17 protein-coding genes are annotated in these 15306 nt (G+C 39.8%); 9 read left to right on the top strand and 8 right to left on the bottom strand.

Annotated elements, in window-relative coordinates; translation table 11 throughout:
- Nucleotides 1-38: 38 nt before the first annotated feature.
- The 5 genes from WA249_RS12480 to ubiG form a co-directional block, all read right to left on the bottom strand.
- Nucleotides 39-368, bottom strand: coding sequence for an RcnB family protein (locus WA249_RS12480; protein ID WP_336169119.1), 330 nt, complete (start codon nt 366-368; stop codon nt 39-41).
- Nucleotides 369-608: 240 nt separating this feature from the next.
- The gene (locus tag WA249_RS12475; RefSeq protein WP_336169117.1) at nt 609-1013 is read right to left on the bottom strand and encodes an RcnB family protein; all 405 of its coding nucleotides are present in this window, start codon (nt 1011-1013) and stop codon (nt 609-611) included.
- A gap of 217 nt (nt 1014-1230) precedes the next feature.
- On the bottom strand, nt 1231-1977 hold the full coding sequence (locus WA249_RS12470; RefSeq protein ID WP_336169115.1) for a YciK family oxidoreductase: 747 nt from the start codon (nt 1975-1977) through the stop codon (nt 1231-1233).
- A 68-nt stretch (nt 1978-2045) separates the two neighbouring features.
- Nucleotides 2046-2747 carry an HAD family hydrolase gene (locus WA249_RS12465; RefSeq protein WP_336169113.1) on the bottom strand — a complete coding sequence of 234 codons (702 nt, stop codon included), beginning with the start codon at nt 2745-2747 and terminating at the stop codon, nt 2046-2048.
- Nucleotides 2744-3457 (bottom strand): bifunctional 2-polyprenyl-6-hydroxyphenol methylase/3-demethylubiquinol 3-O-methyltransferase UbiG, encoded by a 714-nt coding sequence (gene ubiG, locus WA249_RS12460; RefSeq protein WP_336169111.1) that lies wholly within the window; start codon nt 3455-3457, stop codon nt 2744-2746. The genes WA249_RS12465 and ubiG overlap by 4 nt, the downstream gene beginning before the upstream one ends.
- Nucleotides 3458-3637: 180 nt before the next feature.
- On the opposite strand from ubiG, the gene WA249_RS12455 reads away from it, so the two are divergent.
- On the top strand, nt 3638-4255 hold the full coding sequence (locus tag WA249_RS12455) for a thiol:disulfide interchange protein DsbA/DsbL (protein ID WP_336169110.1): 618 nt from the start codon (nt 3638-3640) through the stop codon (nt 4253-4255).
- Between the two features lie 106 nt (nt 4256-4361).
- Here the strand turns inward: WA249_RS12455 and WA249_RS12450 are convergent, their stop codons facing one another.
- Nucleotides 4362-5009, bottom strand: coding sequence for a TetR/AcrR family transcriptional regulator (locus WA249_RS12450; RefSeq protein WP_336169108.1), 648 nt, complete (start codon nt 5007-5009; stop codon nt 4362-4364).
- Between the two features lie 137 nt (nt 5010-5146).
- The gene (locus WA249_RS12445) at nt 5147-5785 is read right to left on the bottom strand and encodes a TetR family transcriptional regulator (RefSeq protein WP_336169106.1); all 639 of its coding nucleotides are present in this window, start codon (nt 5783-5785) and stop codon (nt 5147-5149) included.
- Between the two features lie 173 nt (nt 5786-5958).
- Between WA249_RS12445 and WA249_RS12440 the strand changes: the two genes are divergently transcribed.
- The 6 genes from WA249_RS12440 to WA249_RS12415 all read left to right on the top strand — a co-directional run bounded on the left by WA249_RS12440 (nt 5959) and on the right by WA249_RS12415 (nt 12072).
- The gene (locus WA249_RS12440; RefSeq protein ID WP_336169104.1) at nt 5959-6984 is read left to right on the top strand and encodes a ferredoxin reductase; all 1026 of its coding nucleotides are present in this window, start codon (nt 5959-5961) and stop codon (nt 6982-6984) included.
- Nucleotides 6985-7017: 33 nt separating this feature from the next.
- Nucleotides 7018-8181 carry a fatty acid desaturase family protein gene (locus WA249_RS12435; RefSeq protein WP_336169102.1) on the top strand — a complete coding sequence of 388 codons (1164 nt, stop codon included), beginning with the start codon at nt 7018-7020 and terminating at the stop codon, nt 8179-8181.
- 124 nt (nt 8182-8305) lie between these two features.
- Nucleotides 8306-9022: a ribonuclease PH gene (gene rph, locus WA249_RS12430; RefSeq protein WP_336169100.1), complete on the top strand. Its 717-nt coding sequence runs from the start codon at nt 8306-8308 to the stop codon at nt 9020-9022.
- Between the two features lie 134 nt (nt 9023-9156).
- Entirely contained in the window at nt 9157-9291 is a 135-nt protein-coding gene (locus tag WA249_RS12425; protein WP_336169097.1) for a hypothetical protein, read from the top strand.
- 20 nt (nt 9292-9311) lie between these two features.
- The gene (locus WA249_RS12420) at nt 9312-11480 is read left to right on the top strand and encodes a phosphocholine-specific phospholipase C (protein ID WP_336169096.1); all 2169 of its coding nucleotides are present in this window, start codon (nt 9312-9314) and stop codon (nt 11478-11480) included.
- A 424-nt stretch (nt 11481-11904) separates the two neighbouring features.
- Nucleotides 11905-12072 (top strand): ABZJ_00068 family colistin stress protein, encoded by a 168-nt coding sequence (locus tag WA249_RS12415; protein WP_336169094.1) that lies wholly within the window; start codon nt 11905-11907, stop codon nt 12070-12072.
- On the opposite strand, the gene nadC is transcribed toward WA249_RS12415, so the two are convergent.
- Nucleotides 12069-12914, bottom strand: a complete 846-nt coding sequence (gene nadC, locus WA249_RS12410) for a carboxylating nicotinate-nucleotide diphosphorylase (RefSeq protein WP_267531685.1) — start codon at nt 12912-12914, stop codon at nt 12069-12071. The two genes, WA249_RS12415 and nadC, sit on opposite strands and share 4 nt — an antisense overlap.
- Before the next feature lie 171 nt (nt 12915-13085).
- Here nadC and ampD point away from each other — a divergent pair, with 171 nt between their 5' ends.
- Both ampD and murJ read left to right on the top strand, forming a co-directional pair.
- On the top strand, nt 13086-13655 hold the full coding sequence (gene ampD, locus WA249_RS12405; protein WP_336169089.1) for a 1,6-anhydro-N-acetylmuramyl-L-alanine amidase AmpD: 570 nt from the start codon (nt 13086-13088) through the stop codon (nt 13653-13655).
- A gap of 72 nt (nt 13656-13727) precedes the next feature.
- A complete protein-coding gene (gene murJ / locus WA249_RS12400) occupies nt 13728-15278 on the top strand; it encodes a murein biosynthesis integral membrane protein MurJ (RefSeq protein ID WP_336169087.1) in 1551 nt (516 codons plus the stop codon).
- Nucleotides 15279-15306 lie beyond the last annotated feature (28 nt).

Here is a 15306-nt window from a genome sequence, read left to right as displayed (position 1 = left end):
CACCCAAATCTAAGTTTGGGTGTTTAAATTTTTTTAAATTAGTGAACCACTTTAATGATTTTATGGCTTTGTTCATTCACCAGTACATAATTTCCGTTCACTTTATACCATTTTTGAAAACGCCCAGGCTTAGTCAATTTATCATGCGCGCGATAGTCGATTGCATAACGTGAGTGTTGATACTCATGAGGTACAACCTGACCTGCTCGCCACACATTATGATGGTCATCTTTGTGAATTACGTTGACTGGTCTGACATCACGGTTAGGGTAGTTACCGTGACGATCATGATCATTTGGCGCAGCCATTGCTGTTGTTGCAACTAAACCACTCATTGAAAGAACAATTGCTGTTGTTAGTTTTTTCATAATGAACCTCGAATGATCAATTAAATTTCGATAATTGAAGATTAGTGAACAATTACAGATAAATCGTGGAGGCTACGAAGAATAAATGTGAAAACTAACGATGAAATAAGAAGAAATTAAGAAAATATTAAAGGTAAAAATATAAAAAATCTTTTTATTTTTAAAATATATAGGTAATAAAAAAAGATAAAACCGTGAGGCTTTATCCTTCTTGTTCAGCGATAGCGAGGTTCTATCGCTTTAAAAACCACGAATGCTAACAATGCTATTAGAATCAGTATCGACTAAAATATAGTCATTATTGATTTTGTACCATTGTTGGTTCCGGTCTGGTTTCGGCAAGTTACTGTCTTTATAGTCGACTTTGTACCCATTCCCACGATAGTGCTGTGGCATGACATAGCCCGGCTGCCAGCGATGCTGTTTAAGCCGTTCAAAACCACGTTCTTCACGCATGCGGCGTTCGTCACGGACACGATCTTCATCGTTATCACGGTCAAATTTATGGCCACGATCATTCCATTCACCACGTGGTCCTCCACCTTTAGGACCATGGCCTCGGTCAAAAGGAGGGTCAGCAAAACTCGCCATACTTGTGGTGAGTACGGCTATGGAAAGGGTCAAGATAGTGAACAACTTTTTCATGATGCATCCTCGTTTACATCTGATGTCTCTCATGTTGAATACTCTACGCGTAAAATGCAGAGAAACTGTGAAGATCATTTAATGGTTCAATTAAAATTACGGATAGATCAAGAGTTTTTTATCAATAATAAAAAAGGCTTGTATATATCTTTTCAGGTATAGGCAAGCCAGATTTGATGATCGGCTGTAATTTTTTTAGCTTTTCATCTTTAACTTTTTAATCCTGTGCATCGATACTTTGACCATTGAGCGCCAAGCTATCATCACCCATTAAATAGAGATAAGCAGGCAAGATAGACTCTGGTGTAGGTAGTGTTTTTGGATCTTCTTGTGGGTAGGCTTTCGCACGCATTGCAGTACGAGTCGCACCTGGATTAATGCAGTTAAAGCGAATATTCGGATAAGTATGTTCCGCTGCAAAAATCTTGCTGACTGCTTCAATTGCTACTTTCGATACTGAATAAGCGCCCCAGAGTGCACGTGCTTCTCGCCCTACGCCAGAGCTAGTAAATACAACAGAAGCGTTATCTGATTTCTGTAAAAGCGGGAGTAAGGCTTGAGTGAGGGCAAAAGGCGCACGTAAATTTACTGACATCACATCATCCCATACCTCTGCTGGATAATGTGCGAGTTCAACGCGTTCACCTAAAATGCCAGCGTTGTGCAAAATGCCATCTAAACGTCCAAATTGCTTTTCTAGTGTATTCACTAAAAAGTCATAATCACGATCGGAAGCACTCGAAAGCTGGAGCGGTAAAATTGCAGGTTGTGGTGCACCTAGACTTTCAATTTCATCATAAATAACTTCAAGTTTATTTAAAGTTCTACCATGCAGTACAACGGTTGCGCCATGTAGGGCATAAGTCAGAGCCGCAGCTCGCCCAATTCCATCGCCAGCACCGGTGATTAAAATAATTCGATCTTTGAGTAGATCCGGACGAGGTTGGTATTCTGAATATTTCATTGGTAAACCTCCTTCTTTTTATATTGATAAAACAAACAACTGTTAAAAAAGCCTATAAAACTCTTATGTTAACTTATCATACGCTGATTTTCCTGTAGAGCAGGAAGCTTTTGACGTAACATATGGTGTAATTCTGTCACCGTATTTACAATCGAATCGGCCTGCCATGCAGCGAGATCATCACGATGTTCGATTGGTAAATAGCCATATGCAGCCAAAATAGTATACATATTGGCATTGCGACCAGCATCAATATCACGTGGATGGTCACCCACATAAATAATGTCATTTGCTGGGATATTTAACTGTTTAGCCGCCAAATACATTGGTTCTGGATCTGGCTTGGTTTTAGTGACATCTTCAGGACACACCAAAACCGCGCAGCGTTCGGTCAGATTTAACTTTGCTAAAAGAGCTTCACTTAAACCGCGTGGTTTATTGGTCACAATACCCCATGGGATTTGCTGAGCTTCTAACTCTTCTAAAAGCGGATACATGCCCTCAAAGAGGTCGGTATCAACCACAATATTATTGCCATAAATATCTAAAAAGTTTTGACGATGCGCCAAGAAAATAGGATTAGCCACATCCAGCTCTGGATAGACCAATTTAACCATTGCGCGTGCACCTTCAGAAACCTGAGTGCGAATGAGGTCTGCATCAACAATTGGACGTCTTTCATCACGGCACATTTGCTGAATAATACGAATGAAGTCGGCAGCCGTATCGATAAGAGTACCGTCTAAATCAAATAAAACAGCTTTCATCATGCACCTGTATTTATTGTGTGAACCATATAATTAACATCAACATTTGGTGCTAACCAGTAATGCTTAGTAAGTGGGTTGTAGTGCAGTCCGGTCATTTCTTTTAAAGTAAGACCTGCATTACGAATGTCATGAGCCATTTCAGATGGTCGAATAAATTTATGATAATCATGTGTACCTTTTGGCAACATGCGTAGTACGTATTCTGCCCCAATAATGGCAAATAAATAAGATTTTGGGTTACGGTTAATGGTTGAGAAGAACACATGACCGCCCGGTTTAACCAAAGCCTGACAAGCGCTTACAATAGATGCCGGATCTGGAACGTGTTCCATCATTTCCATGCAAGTTACCACATCGTATTGGCCTGCTTGTTCTTGTGCTAGTTCTTCTACAGGAATTTGGCGATATTCAATATTTTGAATATTGTCTTGCTGAGCATGCAAACGGCCAACTGCTAGCGGTGCTTCACCCATATCAATGCCCAGTACATCTGCTCCACGGCGTGCCATGCTCTCGGCCAAAATACCGCCACCACAACCGACATCAAGTACTTTTTTACCAGCAAGGCCACCTACACGTTCATCAATCCAGTTTAAACGGAGTGGATTAATTTGATGAAGTGGGCGAAATTCAGAATGTTGATCCCACCATTTGGCAGCAAGTGCTTCAAACTTTGCGATTTCTTGTAAATCAACATTCAATTGCGACATGGTGCTACCTCTAAACTTGAGTTATCTTTTTGGATATAGTTCGCCGTTAGTGTAGCGATTATTGGGAAAAAAGCGATAAACCCAATAAAAAACTTCACAGAAGCAAAACGAATTTAGCATATTTGTTTTATATTTAGGGCATAAGCTAATGCATAACAACTTAGAGGAAAAGCTGTAGCAATGAAAAAATTGGTTTTGGGTGGTTTAAGTGCAGCAATTATGGCCGTATCGGGTAGTGCAATGGCAGCAGATTTTGTTGCTGGTAAAGACTACACCGTGATTGCCAATCCAAGCAAAGTGGAAGTTCCGGGGAAAATCGAAGTTCGAGAGTTCTTTTGGTATGGATGTCCACACTGTTTTAAACTTGAACCGCATATGCAAACATGGTTAAAACAAGCTCCAAGTGATATACGTTTCGTACGTACACCGGCTGCTATGAACAAAGTATGGGAACAAGGCGCACGTACTTATTATACATCTGAGGCATTAGGTGTACGTAAACGCACGCATTTACCATTGTTCCATGCGATTCAGGTGAATGGTCAGCAAATTTTTGATCAGGCTTCTGCTGCGAAGTTCTTTACTCGTTATGGCGTGCCTGAACAGAAATTTAATAGTACTTACAACTCATTTGCTGTGACTGCAAAAGTTGCCGAGTCAAATAAACTTGCTCAACAGTACCAATTAACAGGTGTTCCTGCGGTTGTCGTTAATGGTAAATATGTTGTGCAGGGTGAAGATGGTAAAGTTACTCAAGTTCTTAATTATTTAATTGAGAAAGAACGTAAAGCAAAATAAGTTGTTTAGGCTTTACTTCAAAATGGGCTTCAAATGAAGCCCATTTTTATTTAATTAAATTTATATCGATGTTTAATTTTTTGTTAATGATCACGAAATATTTCAATTATTTTTTTGAGTTTTCATCTTCAATTTGAAAATTTAAAACATCAAAATTAACAGATTGAGTTGGCAGCGATAACGCCTGATTAATATATAAATTAATTAATTTTTGGCGAGAACCAATAGAACGCTGGTAATACGTAGAATTTAAAAGCAATGATGCACCGTAAGTCAGTGACCAGATGTAAGACAAATAGTCACGAATCGACATGTCATAATTTAATGATTTTAAATAATTTTCTGTAATATCTTTAATTGCTAAAATACGCTGTTGGCGGATTTCATAAAGCTCTTCGAAAAGATGCTTCAACTTAGACTCTGTCATTGTCAGATTTTCTTCAAGTTGATGCAATAAAATGGTTTTTCCTGGCGTAAGCAAATGGTGAAGCATGTAATGAGGGGCATACTCTTTGAAATCTGTATTATATTTTTTAGAAATTTCTAAAATTTGCTTTTCATTTTGAATAATGAGCTCAAGTAGAAGCTCATTTTTGCTTCTAAAATGCTTATAAAGTGTGCCTTTAGCAATATCTAGCTCGGCCACTAACTCATCTAGAGTAATTTCCTGATTGTTTTCTAGTAACAACTTTTCTGCTACGTTCAGAATTTTTTCTTTGCGCATCAAAAACTGTGTATGACGATCAAGATTCATAGGTATTCCCACACCAGTTTGGCCTAACTAATAATTTACTTCCTGTAAAAAGAAAAAGACTTTTCTCGAAATTTTTAGCCTTTTTCTTTCTCTCTTTACGTATTACCACATAACCTGTTTTTTGTCATTTGCCGCTTCTACCGTTCCCAGTTTGCAATCCCTCTAAACAGTAAGCGAACTTGTGTAGAAGCATTTTCAATAAAGGCAGTTTGTTGCAGCTTGAGCTGTTCACCTTGATATTGTTTTGATAGGTTGAGCCACGTCATTGCCCATGTAAATGACATGTTGGTCAAAATAGTGGATAGGACATTTAAGTCTTGAGGTTGTTGAATATGTTTAAAATTTTCGAGTTTGGTGAGATCTGTTGTTAAATCTTCAATTAGAAATTCGATTTCTCTAGCAATGGCTGTACGAACCGTTTCTGAACCGCCCCAACGCTCGGAAATCATAAATTGCCACTGCTTAGGGCTATGATTTACCGCCTGAACAAATAGCTCAATGCTGGTCTGAGTTTTGGTCGATTTATGTTGTAAATAACTTTGACCTAATTGATGTAAAACACTTTTTAAATGTAGGGCAACTTGGTCAACCAATTCCTTACCGAGTTCATCCATGTCTTGAAAATGACGATAGAACGCTGTCGGTACCAAACCAACTTCACGTGCAACTTCACGCAAACTAATACTACTGAACGAACGCCCAGACGTGCTTAGAAGCAAGGCTGCATCGAGGAGTGCCTGACGACTTTGCTGTTTTCGTTCATCCCGTATCGACATTAAAAGAGCCTATTTAAACCGTGAGCCAGAGTCTAACAAAAAAGAGCAAACTTTCATAAAAAAAATAGTGAACAAGTGTTGACTGAGTGAACAGTTATAAATATAGTGTACATATGTTCACTATACGAACATGTGTTCACTCAAATAAATAGCCAGATACAAAAGAGGAACGTATGAACGCAACACTTAGTTATCAGCCACATTTGGTCCGAGAAGATTTTGTTGATTTTGTTTTGCAGAAAATTAACGTGACTTGGGCTTGGAAACGCGTACTTGCAGAAGTTATCGCAGTTCAGTCTCTACATACCGATATGGTGCTGATCAAGCTTAAACCGAATCGCAATTTTAAGGTCGATCAGGTACGTGCTGGGCAAAGTATTTTATTAACGCTACTTATTGATGGAGTTTACCAACAGCGTAGTTATTCAATTATTGAAGTAACTCCTCAAGGTGAAATCTCTTTAGGGATTAAAGTACAAGGCTTGGTGTCTAGCGCAGCTCAACGATTGCATGTTGGAGAGTGCATTGAGATTTCACAGCCACAAGGTGATTTTACTTTGCACCAAGACCTGCGACCTGCGATTTTAATTGCGTCGGGTAGTGGCATTACTGCAATTTATTCACTTTTGCAGCAAGCTTTGAAACAACAGCTTGAACAGATTCATGTCATTTATTTTAATCGTGCTGAAATTTTTCATGCTGAATTAAAAGCTTTGGCAGAAAAGCATCCAGAACTTCAATATCATTTTTTTAATACCGTTGAGCAAAAGCAGCATTTAACTGAAGACCTATTGCAAAAGTTGGTTCCTGATTACGCACAGACTGCAACCTATGTGTGTGGACACCATGGCATGATGCAACAGGCAAATGAAATTTATGCGCAGCAAAGTGCTCAGTCGCAGCTTCACCAAGAGTTTTTCATGCCTGTTCAAATCGAACAGTCTAATGAAGCACAACCAATCATATTCCGTCGTTCGCAACAAAACTTTCTTGCCACGACAACGTTATTAAGCAGTGCAGAGCAAGCTGGCTTACGTCCACAGCATGGTTGTCGTATGGGTGTATGTAACCAATGTACGTGTACCAAAGTCAGTGGTGTCACCCAGAATATCTTAACAGGTGAAATTGACGATCAACCAAATCGTGCAATTAAGTTATGCGTGAACCAAGCCCTTAGCCCAGTCACGATTGATCTATAAAAACAAACATAAAAGAGATTTGAGGATACCCTTATGAATATGGCAGTAGAACTTAAAGCAACATCAAAATCGGCACATTTAACTCCAGAGCAAACAGAAGCGTTTGGTCGCCGTATTGAAGAAATTCGTCTTGAAGTGATGAAAGATCTCGGTGAAAAAGATTCAAAATATATTTACAAAGTACGTAATTTTGTACGCTACACCGAAATTGCATCACGTGGCATGTTGATGTTTGGTGGTTGGATTCCACCAGTATGGTTGTTGGGTACGGCTATGCTGGGCGTATCTAAAATCGTTGAAAACATGGAACTTGGTCATAATGTGATGCATGGTCAGTTTGACTGGTTAAATGACCCAACGCTTAACGGTGCAACCTATGATTGGGATACGGTGTGTACAGGTGAAGACTGGAAATATACCCATAACTATAAGCATCATACCTATACCAATGTGTTTGGCATGGATCATGATATTAGCGGTTATGGTGTGATGCGCATGAGCCGTGAGCAAAAGTGGGAAACCCGTTTTTTATTCAACGTGCCAATGGGTTTCGTATTGTCAACGGGTTTTGAATGGCTACTGGCTTTACAACGTCTAGAAATGGAAAAAGTGTTGTTTGATGGCACCAAAACTTGGAAAGAAGTATATGTAGAATCTAAAAATCTACGTAAAAAAATGGTCCGTCAGTTTGGTAAAGATTATGTGCTGTTCCCACTAATTGCAGGACCAATGTTCTTGCCAGTATTGGCTGGTAACTTTTTTGCGAACTTGATCCGTAACTACTGGGCATCGACCGTGATTTATTGTGGTCATTTCACAGAAGATTCTGAAATTATCACTGACAATATTGATAATGAAACTAAAGCAGAGTGGTACTTGCGCCAGATTCGTGGTTCAGCAAACTTTACTGGCGGTAAGATTATGCATTTCTTGAGTGGCAACTTGAGCCATCAAATCGAACATCACTTGTTTCCTGATGTACCTGCCAACCGCTATCAAGAGATGGCACCTAAAGTACGTGAAGTCTGTGCAGAGTTCGGGCAACAGTACAATACCGCACCCTTTGGAGCTCAAATTTTGAGTGTGTATAAACGTTTGGCTGTTCACTCTTTGCCTGATAATGTGGTTGATCGTTTGGTGGCGACCAAGCAGACCTTTGTTGAGGCGGTGAAAGGCATGTTTGGCAAAGCTGCTTAATAAAGATAGAGCATTGTTTGAGTCATCAAGCGATGCTCTTTACCAATAAGTAAAAGGGAAAGTACGTGTAATTGAGATATACTACGGTGCAATTATATTTGTGCCATTGTTTTAAGGAATCATTATGCGTATTGACCAAAGAGCATTAGACCAGTTACGTGAAGTAAAAATCACACGTAACTATACCCGTTACGCAGAAGGTTCAGTTCTGGTTGAGTTTGGTCATACCAAAGTATTGTGTACTGCAAGTATTGATAATTCAGTTCCACGGTTTTTAAAAGGAAAAGGACAGGGCTGGGTTACTGCTGAATATGGCATGTTACCGCGTTCAACCCATACCCGTAGTGACCGTGAAGCAGCACGTGGTAAACAGTCGGGCCGTACACAGGAAATCCAACGTCTGATTGGTCGTAGCTTACGTGCCATGGTGGATTTGAAAAAATTGGGTGAGAACACGATTACAGTTGACTGTGATGTAATTCAAGCCGATGGCGGGACACGCACAGCAGCCATCACTGGTGCAGCTGTTGCTTTGGTCGATGCGATGAATGTATTGCTCAGCAACAAAAAAATTAAACAAGATCCACTAAAAAGTTTAGTGGCAGCAATTTCTGTTGGTATTTATCAAGACGAAGTATTACTTGATCTTTGCTATGAAGAAGATTCGAACTGTCAAACTGACTTAAACGTGGTGATGACACAAGCTGGCGAATTTATTGAAATTCAAGGTACAGCTGAAGATAAACCATTTACTCGTGTACAAAGCAATGACATGTTAGAAATGGCTGAAAAGGGAATTGCCGAGCTGATTAAAAAGCAACAAGAAGCTTTAGGCTGGTAATTTTACGCTTTCTAAAAAAACGCATCTTCGGATGCGTTTTTTTATGCCTTCATCAAATCGACATAAAAACATCACTTGCCTGTCACTTTTACACTTTATTAGTAGTTCGCATTTAAACCGTTTGGAAAAAACCAATGCGAAAACTTTCACTTCTATTAATTACGTCTTTAGCACTTATGCTCAGTGCTTGTAACGATGATAACAACTCAGATAATTCATCGCCAACAACACCGCCAACCAGTAATTGCAAAATGCACTGTGCACCATAATAAAAATTAAGGATGAAAAAATGAATCGTCGCGAATTTCTTTTAAATTCTACAAAAACCATGTTTGGAACAGCTGCTTTGGCGAGTTTCCCGCTGAGTATTCAAAAAGCGCTGGCTATTGATGCCAAGGTTGCAAATGGGACTATTCAAGATGTTAAGCACATCGTGATTTTGACTCAGGAAAACCGCTCATTCGATAATTATTTCGGAACACTAAAAGGTGTACGTGGTTTTGGTGATCGTTTTACCATTCCAATGACGGAAGACCGGAAAGTGTGGGAGCAATATGATGCCAAGAAAAATAAAGTATTGCCTTACCATCTAGATAGCCGTTTAGGAAATGCACAGCGTGTTTCAGGGACTCCCCATTCATGGTCCGATGGTCAAGCAGCTTGGGACAGTGGTCGTATGAGTGATTGGGTGGCTTATAAAAAACCGCAGTCGATGGGCTACTACAAAAAACAGGAAGTCGAATATCAGTTTGCTTTAGCCAATGCTTTTACGATTTGTGATGCTTATCACTGTGCGATGCATGCAGGTACTAACCCTAACCGTAAATTTATCTGGACAGGAACCAATGGTCCTACAGGTGCAGGTGTGGCTAGTGTCGTAAATGAGTTTGATGGGATTGGGCCATCAACAGAAGGTTATGAATGGACGACTTATCCTGAACGCTTACAGCAGGCTGGCGTGACATGGAAAGTTTATCAAAATATGCCAGATAACTTTACAGATAACCCGCTTGCGGGCTTTAAACAATATCGCCGTGCAAATGAGCAATCTGGTCAACCTGTCAGTAACGACACACTGACATGCCCACCATACGATGAAAAGATCGATGCGAATCAACCACTTTATAAAGGTATTGCCAATACCATGCCAGACGGTGGTTTTTTAGGAACTTTTAAAAGTGATATTGCGCAAGGTAAATTGCCGCAAGTGAGTTGGTTAGTTGCTCCTGCGACCTATAGTGAACATCCTGGGCCATCTAGCCCTGTACAAGGCGCTTGGTATATGCAAGAAGTATTAAATGCATTAACTGAAAATCCTGAATTGTGGAGCCAAACCGTTTTATTAGTGAACTTTGATGAGAATGATGGTTTCTTCGACCATGTTCCTTCACCGAGTGCGCCGTCTAAAGATATAAACGGTGTTGTATATGGAAAAACGACTTTAAGTGATCAGCAGATATCTTATGAATATTTTAATCATCCAGCAGTAGCAACCTCAAAATCTCAGCCTAAATCAGATGGTCGAGTGTATGGGCCGGGTGTGCGTGTCCCTATGTATGTGATTTCACCATGGAGTCGTGGAGGATGGGTAAATTCTCAAGTGTTCGACCATACGTCTATTTTACAGTTCTTAGAAAAACGCTTTGGCGTGCAAGAGCCAAATATTAGTCCATACCGCCGTGCCGTATGTGGTGACTTAACGACGGCTTTTAACTTCAAAACACCAAACCTCATGCCTATAGCCCAATTAGATGGAAAGAAAACAAAAGCTGAAGCCGATGCGATTCGTGTCGCTCAAGCTTTATTGCCACAAGTTCCTGTTCCGAGCCAGCAACAATTTCCTCAGCAGGAAATGGGAATTAGACCATCGCGTGCTTTACCTTATATTTTGCATACCAGTGCCAAAGTCGATGCAGCACAAAAGACTGTAAAACTGATGTTCTCAAACACAGGCAAACAAGCAGCCGTTTTTCATGTGTATAACCGATTAGATCTTACGGTAGCTCCTCGTCGTTATATGGTTGAGATGGGTAAACAGCTTGATGATGTATGGAATGCTCCAACTGGTCAATATGACTTGTGGGTACTTGGACCAAATGGTTTCCACCGTGCGTTTAAGGGAGATTTGAGCCAAACGAACCAGACTCAAGCATTGCCAGAAATTAGGGTGTGTGTTGAAGAGTGTGATGCAAATTTGTATTTGAAAGTTCGTCATGATGGTAATAAGTCAGTCAAGCTCACTGTCAAAGCAAATGCTTATCTTGCAAACAAGACATGGAATATAGAAACGAATAGTTCCGAAAAAGAGCTGGTTTGGGATATGTCCGAATTTGGTGGTTGGTATGATTTCATTGTCACTTTAGCTGATGATGCTACGTTTAGCCGCCGCTTTGCAGGTCGTATAGAAACTCAAGAAGATTCAATTTCTGACCCGTATATGGGTTATTTAGAGTCTTAAGTTGCTGTAATAGATGAATGATTAAGCTGAAGTCTTAGATTGATAATTATTTTAAATTAGCTATCACGACGGAGTCTTATCGTTTATTCATCCAGTGGAAGTAGCTAATTTGTTACTTTGGTTTCGCCCAAAGTAAGGTACGTAATAAAGATTAATTAATCTTTATTACGTACCGAAGGGCAATGACAGGCTTAATAACGTTCTTGCGCTGCGACAAAGCTATAATCGCTTTGTCTTGCTCAGGTTGTAGATGACATCTCGCACAATCTAATGTTGGGAAATATAAGTGAAGAGAGGTAATATCTTGTTGTATAGATGAATAATAAAAATAAAGACTTACCTTTTGTAACAGAATCTCCTAAGCCTCGTCATATTTATCTTTTACCTTGAAACCCTGTTTTTTTTAAAGTAATGGGGAAAATTTATGCTACAAGGTTTCATTGTATTATTAGCAGTAGTTACATTTGTTTTAATGGCTGCTGACCCACGTGATAGTGGGGCACAAGCGACTCAGTCAGCATGGCAAAAAACACAAGCAGCAGACATGACCAAGTCGCAAAAAAATACGAATAACGATGTGGACTCTATTTAAGCATTAAAACGCATTGATAAATCAACAGCTCTAACGTCTTTAGTCAGTACACCCATAGAAATGTAGTCAACACCAGTAGTGGCAACTTCGCGCAAATTTTCAATGGTGATATTGCCTGATGCTTCGAGTTTACAACGGCCTGCAACATGTTTTACAGCATCAATCATTTGCTGTTGACTGAAGTTGTCGAGCATAACAATGTCTGCACCAGCTTCAAGCGCTTGATTTAGCTCATCCCAAGTTTCAACTTCGACTTCAACAGGTTTACCCGGTGCAATTTCATGCGCTTTTTCAATTGCCTGAGCAATACCACCCGCCGCCATAATATGATTTTCTTTAATTAAGAATGCATCAAATAAACCGAGACGATGGTTCTGTCCGCCACCAATAGCCACAGCATATTTCTGTGCAATACGTAAGCCTGGTAAGGTTTTACGCGTATCGAGAAGTTTTGTATTTAAACCTTCAAGATGTTGAACATATTCAGCAGTTTTTGTTGCAACAGCAGACAAAGTTTGAATAAAGTTTAAAGCAGGGCGTTCTACAGTAAGTAAGCTACGTGCAGAACCTGCAAGTTTTAAAAAGGCTTCATTTGCAGCAACACGGTCACCTTCTTGTTTTAACCAAGTTACCTGTACAGTATTGTCATAAGCTGAGATGAGTGCATTTACCCAAGGCTGGCCAGCTAAAACCATATCTTCACGGCTAATAATGGTTGCGGTTGCCTGCTCATCTTCAGGTGTGAGCATAGCGGTAATGTCACCGTCCCCAATATCTTCTTGTAATGCTTGTTGAATATTGATTTGAATTGATTGTTCAAGCAAAGACTGAGGTATGCTCATACGGTTTCCATTTTGTAGATGACCCTAAAACTTGCGATATATTAGCACCGTCGACTTTAAAAATAAGCTGTTTTGTGAGATTAATCGCGATAAACAATCGCATTTACTGCTTTGAAAAGTAGATAACTGCTTTAAACTAAATCAATTGGCAAGCAATTTATTGGCATCTCAATGAAGCAAATCACACCGTATGAAGTTATAGATGGACAATTAAAAGGGGCGAGACAAATCCCTTCTCCAAATTTTAACCAGCGGCCGACTGGTACTGAAATTCAAATGATCGTCGTTCATAATATTAGCTTGCCACCGTCTCAATTCGGAGGTGGATATATTGAGCAGTTTTTTCAAAATAAATTAGATTGGTCAGTGCATCCTTATTTTCAGACCATTGAAGGCATGCAAGTTTCTACACATCTGTTAATTTTACGAACAGGTGAAGTCCTACAGTTTGTTAATTTTAATGATCGGGCATGGCACGCAGGACGTTCAAGTTATTTAGCCAAAGTAGAATGCAATGATTATTCAATTGGTATAGAGCTTGAAGGAAGTGATGATTTACCTTTTGACGAAGTGCAATACGAAGTATTAACTGATGTGGTTAAGGCTATTCGTCAGGCTTATCCCGAAATTAAAAATCATATAGCAGGGCATTCAGATGTTGCGCCCGGCCGAAAAACAGATCCAGGACCTTATTTTAAATGGCAACACTTTAGACAGTTGTTGGTTCAGAAAAAAAGTTGAGTTCATTCATCATTTCACAACGAAAAGATTTTCTAGTTTCATTACAATAGCGTCTTTCGAATATAGCTGTAGGTGAGTGCGATGGCATTGTGGCGATCGACTTTTATTGTTAGTGCAATGACGATGTTGTCACGAGTGTTAGGTTTAGTGCGTGATGTTGTATTGCTCAACGTGTTTGGTGCGGGTAAAGATTTTGATACCTTCGTCGTCGCTTTTCGTATTCCCAACTTTTTTCGACGATTGTTTGCCGAAGGTGCCTTTTCTCAAGCCTTTATTCCAGTCTTAACTGAATATAAAACAGGTCGAGCACACGCTGAAGTACAGATCTTGATTAGTCGGGTATTTGGCTGCTTGCTAACGGTCATGACCTTACTGACTTTTGTGGCTATGGTTTTAGCACCTGCGATCATTTATATGTACGCACCGGGTTTCCATAGCGATCCTGAAAAGTTCGATTTAGCAGTCAGCATGTTCCGCCTGACTATCCCTTATTTATTATTTATGTCACTAACTGCTTTTGCTAGCAGTATTTTAAATAGTTATGGTTCGTTTGCTTCACCAGCTTTTTCACCGGTTTTACTAAATGTCGCGATGATCGCAGGTGCATGGTGGCTTACGCCGTATATGGCTGAACCCATCAAAGCCTTAGGTTGGTCAGTGGTAGTGGCAGGAATATTACAGTTAGCTATACAAATTCCTGAATTATGGCGTAAAAACCTACTGATTCCACCTAAAGTTGATTTTAAACATGAAGGTGTAGAACGCATTTTAAAATTAATGCTTCCAGCATTGTTTGGGGTATCTGTTACCCAGATTAACCTGTTATTAAATACGATTTGGGCCTCTTTCATGCAAGATGGTTCAGTATCTTGGCTCTATAGTGCAGAGCGTATGACTGAGTTGCCGTTAGGTTTAATTGGCGTTGCGATTGGTACAGTGATTTTACCTTCACTTTCTGCTCGTCATGCAGAACAAGATCAAGCAAAGTTCCGTGGTATGATCGACTGGGCTGCAAAAATTATTGTATTAGTTGGCTTACCAGCAAGTATTGCCTTATTTATGCTTTCTACACCGATTATTCAGGCATTATTCCAGCGTGGTGAGTTTGACCTGCGTGATACACAAATGACAGCTCTGGCACTGCAATGTATGAGTGCAGGCGTGATCGCATTTATGCTGATTAAAGTCTTTGCACCTGGTTTCTATGCACAGCAAGATACCAAAACACCAGTACGTGTCGGTTTAATCTCAGTCGCAGCGAATGCTATTTTAAACGTTATATTTATTGGTTTCTTTAAGCTGATTGATTGGCATGCAGAGCATATGGCACTTGCATTAGCATCTTCAGGCTCGGCTTTAGTAAATGCCAGTCTACTCTATTTCTATTTACATAAACGTAATATTTTCCGATTTGATTCGCATTGGAAAAAATTAGGACTTCAATATGGTTTGGCTAACCTTGCCATGATTGCAGCACTTTGGTTTGGATTAAATTGGTATAACGGTGAACTTTCACAGTGGTTACGAATTGCCGAAGTGGTTGGATTGTGTGTCGTTGGTGTAGTTGCTTACCTGGTCGCTCTAGTCATTACCGGTTTTCGCCCTAGAGATTTAAAACACTAAAAAATAAAAAAAGCGATCTTAAATGATC

Source organism: Acinetobacter sp. 161(2023) (genome assembly GCF_037027805.1).
Taxonomy (GTDB): Bacteria; Pseudomonadota; Gammaproteobacteria; order Pseudomonadales; family Moraxellaceae; genus Acinetobacter.
Note: the sequence above shows the minus strand (reverse complement) of the source record. Positions and strands in the feature narration are given on the sequence as shown.